At 66.3% G+C, this 6,695-nt stretch carries 6 protein-coding genes; 1 reads left to right on the plus strand and 5 read right to left on the minus strand.

All coding sequences use genetic code 11. From position 1 onward, the window contains the following. The first annotated feature begins 519 nt into the window (after positions 1-519). Positions 520-1,542, plus strand: coding sequence for an alpha/beta hydrolase (locus tag JWN03_RS41365; RefSeq protein ID WP_297627567.1), 1,023 nt, complete (start codon positions 520-522; stop codon positions 1,540-1,542). On the opposite strand, the gene JWN03_RS41370 is transcribed toward JWN03_RS41365, so the two are convergent. The 5 genes from JWN03_RS41370 to JWN03_RS41390 all read right to left on the minus strand — a co-directional run bounded on the left by JWN03_RS41370 (position 1,516) and on the right by JWN03_RS41390 (position 6,436). Next, the gene (locus tag JWN03_RS41370; protein WP_297627570.1) at positions 1,516-1,758 is read right to left on the minus strand and encodes a hypothetical protein; all 243 of its coding nucleotides are present in this window, start codon (positions 1,756-1,758) and stop codon (positions 1,516-1,518) included. The genes JWN03_RS41365 and JWN03_RS41370 overlap by 27 nt on opposite strands. Positions 1,759-1,943: 185 nt before the next feature. Beyond that, positions 1,944-3,218, minus strand: coding sequence for a PucR family transcriptional regulator (locus JWN03_RS41375; RefSeq protein WP_297627572.1), 1,275 nt, complete (start codon positions 3,216-3,218; stop codon positions 1,944-1,946). 151 nt (positions 3,219-3,369) lie between these two features. Continuing rightward, positions 3,370-4,020 carry a histidine phosphatase family protein gene (locus JWN03_RS41380; RefSeq protein ID WP_297627575.1) on the minus strand — a complete coding sequence of 217 codons (651 nt, stop codon included), beginning with the start codon at positions 4,018-4,020 and terminating at the stop codon, positions 3,370-3,372. A gap of 357 nt (positions 4,021-4,377) precedes the next feature. Continuing rightward, positions 4,378-5,682 carry a sensor histidine kinase gene (locus JWN03_RS41385; RefSeq protein WP_297627578.1) on the minus strand — a complete coding sequence of 435 codons (1,305 nt, stop codon included), beginning with the start codon at positions 5,680-5,682 and terminating at the stop codon, positions 4,378-4,380. An 88-nt stretch (positions 5,683-5,770) separates the two neighbouring features. Beyond that, positions 5,771-6,436 carry a response regulator transcription factor gene (locus JWN03_RS41390; RefSeq protein ID WP_297627581.1) on the minus strand — a complete coding sequence of 222 codons (666 nt, stop codon included), beginning with the start codon at positions 6,434-6,436 and terminating at the stop codon, positions 5,771-5,773. Positions 6,437-6,695: the final 259 nt, after the last annotated feature.

Here is a 6,695-nt window from a genome sequence, read left to right on the forward strand (position 1 = left end):
GGCTCGTCCCGGCCCTCGTGCACCACGATTGTGAAGTGTCCAAGAGCTGGCTGTACGTGGTTCCGGCGGTACGCCGCCGTCGCTACGCTCGACCAGGTCACGGCATCGAACATAAGGTGCTGCGCGGTCGATACCGTGGCTGGAAACCGAATCGGGACAAGAGCTTCGGAGGTGAGGCCGGGTCCTTCCCTGCCCCCGCAACGAAGGACTGCTGCGAATTCGACACCTCCGGTGCGGCACTGCCGCGTTCCCAGCCGGAGGAGTGCCCGCCGAGCGGACGCCTCGCATCCACTCGGCGGGTTTCCGCATGTCGCAATGGGTTTCCGGGCTTTCCCGAAGTTTGTGACCGGCAACAGCGCGTGAGGTCGAAAACCGTGGGTACCCCAGTCCTATCCGGAATCGAATGTGCAGCAGCGTGATCGGGCCTACATTCGGTCCCCTCACGCCGGGACCACCATCAGGAGCCACCGTGCCGTACGAACCGATCGATATCAGCCACAGAACCACCTGGGCGGCGGTGTGACGCGGCGGGCGGCGCTGGCCGGAACCGTGCTCGCGCTGGCATTGGTGGCTGGACTGCCGGGGGCCACTCTGGGCAGTGGGTTACTGCCGACTCGAATCGCCTTGCAGTCGGTGGCATTTCCCGTGGACGCGATCGGACCGCACTGGGAGCAGGTGGATGTCCCCTCCGCGGCTATGGGTCGCACCATCACCGTGGATGTCCTGCGCGGCGCGGGCACAGCCCCCCGCCCGACCCTCTATCTCCTGGACGGCGTTGACGCCAGCAAGGTTTCGGACTGGCTGACCAAGGGCAGCGTCGCGGACTTCTTCGCCGACAAGCCCGTCGACGTGGTCCTGCCGACCGGCGGCACCGGCAGCATGTACAGCGACTGGCAGAGCCCGGATGCCGCTCTCGGCTGGAATCGCTGGGAGACCTTCCTGACCGCGGAGCTACCCGGCGTCATCGAGCCCTACCTCCACTCGAACGGTCAACGAGCCGTTGCGGGCGTGTCGATGGGAGCGCAGGGCGCCATGATGCTCGCGCACCGGCATCCTGGCTTCTACCGTGCCGTAGCGGGTTTGAGCGGTTGCTACTCCACGATGGATGCCATCGGTGCGGCGGTCACCACCATTACCGTGGCCTCGCGCGGCGGCAATGTGATCAACCTGTGGGGGCCGCCCGGTACGGCGGAATGGCGTGCGCACGACAGCACCCTGGGTGCGGAAGCCTTGCGCGGCACGGTGATCTACCTCTCGGCCGGATCCGGTATGCCCACCCCCAGTGATCTGGCCGATGTGGCGGCCGCCCGGGACGTCATGACGGCGCTACAGGAGGCGGGTGGCGGTGTCGCATTGGAGGCGGGGGCCCGTGCCTGCACCGACCAATTCGCAAAACACCTGAGCGACTTGGGAATTCCCGCCACCGTGCACTATGAGGACGCGGGAATCCACGACTGGGAGGACTTCGCGGCCCAGATCGGTCCTGCCTGGCAGACCCTGGAAACGGCGTTCGCGTCAGTGCCGCAGGCCGTTCCGAGGTAGCCGGCGCAGGCCGGGCCGGATGCGGCCGTCCACGGTGACGATGAGTCCCGCGCGGACGGCGGCCGCCGTGAAGACGGTGGCTTCGGGCCAGGTGGCCGCGTACTCCATGGCGAGTTCGGCGCCGTCATCCGGCCCGCCGAGATAGACGGTGACCCGGTGGGTGAGGGCTTCTCCGGAGCTGTCGAACACGGTTTTACTCGCAGCAGTGCTGGTCATAGCGGTGCTCCTCGTCAGGTGGTGCGGTGGAGATCCGCCGCCGGACCGGCTGCCGGAATCTCTGTAACCGACCGTAACTGGAACCTGTTGCTGCCGACCGCGATCCGATACCTGCTTGGACACTTCACAAGTGCGGCGCGAGCGTTGTTGTTACTCGTCGGAACACGCCGGGCACTGTGTCGCTCTCAGCCCGCCTGATATGTGCGTGCGACCAGCGCGGATCGCAGATACCAGAGGCCTGCCGCCTGAGTCGGATCGAACCCGGTCAGCTGCCCGATGCGCTTGAGCCGGTAATCGACGGTATTGGTGTGCACGTGCAGAATTCGCGCGGTCCGCTGCCGGTTGAGATTATTGCTGATGTGGGTCCGCAGCGTCTCCAGCAGTTCGGGATGCGCGTCGAGCGAATCGAGCAGCGAGCCCAGATGGTCGCGGCCCGGTCCGGGGCGGGTGAGCTGATACTCGAGCGCCAATTCGTCGAATCGGAACAGCCCGCGCGTCAGACGCAGCCGGTGCACGATATCGAGCAGTTCGTGCGCTTGATCGGCGGCATCCGGAATCTGTTGCGGCGTAGCCGAAACCATGGTCGCGGCAATCGGCACCCGCGCCGCGCGCGAGAGCCGCTCGATCAACTCGTCGAGTTGCTCATCGGGAAGTTCATTGGCGGGCACCAGAATTGTGCCACCGTCCACGCTGAGCAGGGACAGCACCTTCGCGGCGTATCGGGTGGCGAGTTCGGCCTGCAGCCGCCGCAGCTTCCGCCGCGCCACCACCGCACCCTCCACGGTCGGCGAATGCTCCTCCGGATGCTCCGGAATCGATACGGCCAGCACGTGATATGAGTCGGCGATCTCGATACCGCACTCACGGACCATGGTGGAGGTGCTGTGCCCGCCCAGCAGCGCGGAGGTGAGTGTGTGCACGGCGGTGTGATGCTCGCTGACCACCGAGCGCAGCTCCCGCACATAGGCCCGGGAGACCGCGGAGGTCATCCGGTCCAGCAGTTCCATCACCATTTTCGCGCCGCCCATGATGTTGTCCACATCCGCGACGGCGATCACGAATTCGGCATCCCCGTCCGGCCCGCTCCGCCGCAGATGCCGCGGCATGGCGCCGGTGATCACCAGATCGGAGCCGATCTTGAAGCCCTCGTGGATGGCGTGGTGAATGGTGTCGATGGGTATGCCTTCGCGCGCCCACTGGGCCGCGGCCTCCTCCAGCCTTTTGGTCTTCTCCGGCAGGTCCTGCCCGTCGAGCATGCCCACCGCCAGTTCCAGGCACATACGGGTGATGGTGGTGACATCACCGTGAATGGCGTCGCCCGGCAGAGTCCCACACGGAGCGACGGTCTCGACGAAGTGCCCGACCATGTGCCGCGCCAATCCGCGCACATCCTGCAGTGGCGACGACATCGGCGTACCCGAGATAATGAGCCCAGTGCGGGCCGGATTGTCGACGGACATCGGCGACTCCTCCAACCTCCGGAGGCAGGGCCTCCGGTCACGGAACGATAACGCATACCGGGCGGCCGGGGGGTGGGGTTGCCATTGCATTGTGATCAGCCGCAGCCGCAAGCCCCGAATTCCGTGACTTCTCACAACACTCTCGGTCGTGCTACTCCAGATGCCCGATATCGTTGTATCGCAGCAGGCGGAGCCCTGAGTGGTCCCGTTCCCACCGGCTGATCGAGGCATTGGCGAGCTGATTGCTCTCGATCTTCAGGATGGTGGATTCATCCAGGTCATCGAGGATGTAGCGGGTCATCACGATTACGAGGTCGTGCGCGAAAACCAGCACGTGGCCATCCAGTTCGGGCAGCAGTGTCCGCAGGCGCAGCGCCACATCGGTCCACGCCTCGCCGCCCGGCGGCCGATAGTAGAAGCGGCCCATGCGTTCCCGCGCGGCCGCCTCGGCCGGATAGCGGCGCCGCACACCCAGTTCGGTCAGCCCGCCCAATAGGCCCTGTTCCCGGTCCCGCAGCCGCTCATCGACCCGCACCGCGGGCGCCCGCCCGGAACGCAATGCGAGCTCGGCGGTTTCGAGTGCCCGCACATACGGTGAACACAGCACCGCATCCGTCGACTCCCACTGCAGAGCCAGCCACTTCCCGACCGCGCCCGCCTGCGCCCGGCCTAGATCGGAGAGCGGAATATCGGAATCCCGCAGCCCCAACCCGGATTCTTCCGCCTCCGCCGCAATCGCCACCGCCAGCGCCGCATTCCCGACGCTTTCGCCATGCCGGACCATTGTGAGCGACTCCAACATCAGTGCCCCTTCGTTCCGCAGATACCGCACTCCATGTTCCGCCGAATTGCCTCGAACTCGGGGTGATTCGACACGCACACATTGGGGGGCATTACCCGGCTACGGCGTTTCAGCGCCCCGATCGCTCCGAAGTGACGCAGCTCGCATTCACTGATCCGGGGAAGTAGTGGCAGATTCGTCCCGACGGCAATCGGGCCGAATGGCAAGGGGGAGGCGTCGCATGCGAGCTCTGACATTCGACCGTATCGGCAGCCTGGACGCGCTGGCGCTGGATACGCTGCCCGATCCGGAACCCGCGGCCGGAGAGCTGCTGGTGCGCATGGTCGCCGCAGGGTGAATCCGAGCGAGAGGCCGGGCCTACATCCGCACTCCGGCAGGCACGCCGGCGGTGATATCGGCGGGTGGGAGCCAGAGGGTGGCTATGGTGCCGCCGCCGGCGGCGGGTTCGATGGAGGCATTGCCGCCGTGGGTTTGGGCTACCCAGGCCACCAGGGCGAGGCCGATGCCGTTGCGGCCGGAGCGGCCGGCGGCGCCGCGGTTGAAGGGGCTGGCGGACATGACCGGATCTACGCCGGGGCCGTGGTCGCGGACGCTGACCCGGCCCTCGGCAATGTGGACTTCGACGGGGGCGGCGCGATTGACCGCACCATGAGTCAGGCCATTTTCCAACATGTTTCGGATGGCCAGTCCGAGGAGTTGGGGGTCGCCCACTACGACGGTGGGGTGGGCGGTGACGGTGATGCGGTGGTCGGCGGCTTCCTCGGCGACGGCCTCGGCCAGTTGGTCCAGGCGCAGCATGGTGCGCTCGGGTTCGGCTATGCCGGTTTGCATTCGGGCGCGGGCGAGCAGGCCGGTCACGAGGCGGGCCATGCGGTCGGCCAGTTTGCGGGCCTCGGCCAGAGTTTGTTGCACCTCTTCGGGTTTGGGCCGCGATTCGGTGAGCAACTTCAAAGTGGTGAGGGGAGTGCGCAATTCGTGTGCGGCATCGCCGAGGAATTGTTCGTGCTCGTCGAGCAGGCGCAGCGCCTGGCGGAGACTGCGGCCGGAGAGCAGATATGCGGCGGCGGTGGACAGCAGTACCAGCAGGCTGCCGCCGATTGCCAAGGCCCACAACAGCATCAGATGCTGACCCGGATTGTCCATGGACTCACTGCTGGCCAGGATGACCACAAAATTGTCCCAATCCGTCCAGTACACCGGCGTTCCCGCCACGCGTACCTTCCGGCCGGTGATATCGGTGGAGGTCTGGAGCATGGAGGCGTAGAGGTCGCCGTTGGAGTGGTCCTCGGTCTGGGTGGCGAGGGTGGTGATCTCGGTATCGCTGGGCATGAGCGAGCGCAGATAGGTGTGCTCCTGCTTCCACGACTCACCCTGTTTGCGCACCAGTACAATAACCGCCGTCGGGCCCTTGGCCAGATCGTCGTCGATCACCGTGGACAGGTCCAGCACATTCTTGTCATCGTGCTGAATGGCGCGCGCCAGTCCGCCCGCCACCTTCTCCACCTGGCGGTCGGCTTCGATTGCGCGCGAATGCGAATCGATGGTGGACGCCACGAATCCGAGCGCCAGCACGGCCGTCGCGGTAATGCTGGTGACCAGCCCGGTCATCAGCCACCGCGCCCGCCGCAGCCGGGCCACGGCGGGTAGTCGATGTGAACTCATGCTGTCACCACGCGGCATGAGCGGGGGCCCTGCGTGGTTACGCAGGCAAGCGCGGAGAGGCGGCGCGGCGCCTCCGGGCCCTGACCGCTCATACCGCCCCACCGATGAGAAAGCCGGTGCCGCGCACGGTTTCGATCAGGCAGGGCTCACCGAGCTTGCGCCGCAACTTCGCAACGACGGCATCCACCACATTCGATGCGGGCTCGGCCATTTCGTCCCAGCAGCATTCGATGAGATCGGTACGGGTCACCACGGTGCCGAGCCGGGTCGCCATGAGTTCGAGCACGGCGAATTCCTTCGGCGTCAGGGTCAGCATGATCCCGGCGCGGGTCACCCGCCGGCGCATGAGGTCGATATCGATATCCGCCACCGCGATTCGCGAGGCGGTGGGCTGCTCCTGCCGCCGGCACAGCGCGCGCACCCGCATCACCAGTTCGGGCAGTGCGAACGGTTTGGTCAGATAGTCGTCGGCGCCCTGCTCGAATCCGGCGAGCCGATCGTCGAGTCCGTCGCGGCCGGTCAGCATGAGCGCGGGCATGGTGTGACCCGCGTGCCGGGCGCCGGCGACCAGGTCCAGGCCGTCACCGTCGGGCAGGCCGCGGTCGACGACCAGGCAGTCGTAGCGATTGATGGCGATCTTGAAGTCGGCGTCGGCGATGTCGTAGGCGAAGTCGACCGCGAATCCCGCCGAACGCAACCCATCGGTTACCTCACGACTGAGCTGCTGATCATCCTCCAACACCAATACACGCACAGAGGCAGAGAGTAGGCCATCCTGAACGCCTGCCCAACGTCTCCGACGAGGTCATGACCGGGAAATTATCGGAAAATGATGTGCGCGGCCGAACCTGACGCCGGGCGCGCCTGTGACCCTCTCACGGAAGTGCCCGCCGGGTCGAGCGCTATTCGCAATGCCACCCCGTCATTCCGGCGAGCTTTTGGCCGGAATCCACCGAGCTGGTGGGAGCGCGCCCCCGGTGTGGATCCCGGCCAAAAGCATGCCGGGATGACGA

It is taken from the genome of Nocardia sp. (assembly GCF_025465275.1).
Lineage (GTDB): Bacteria > Actinomycetota > Actinomycetes > Mycobacteriales > Mycobacteriaceae > Nocardia.

Excerpts from the sequence above, each read along its gene's own strand:
- JWN03_RS41380 (WP_297627575.1), bottom strand. The coding sequence starts at position 4,020 with ATGTTGGAGTCGCTCACAATGGTCCGGCATGGCGAAAGCGTCGGGAAT.
- JWN03_RS41385 (WP_297627578.1), bottom strand. The coding sequence starts at position 5,682 with ATGAGTTCACATCGACTACCCGCCGTGGCCCGGCTGCGGCGGGCGCGG.
- JWN03_RS41370 (WP_297627570.1), bottom strand. The coding sequence starts at position 1,758 with ATGACCAGCACTGCTGCGAGTAAAACCGTGTTCGACAGCTCCGGAGAA.
- JWN03_RS41375 (WP_297627572.1), bottom strand. The coding sequence starts at position 3,218 with ATGTCCGTCGACAATCCGGCCCGCACTGGGCTCATTATCTCGGGTACG.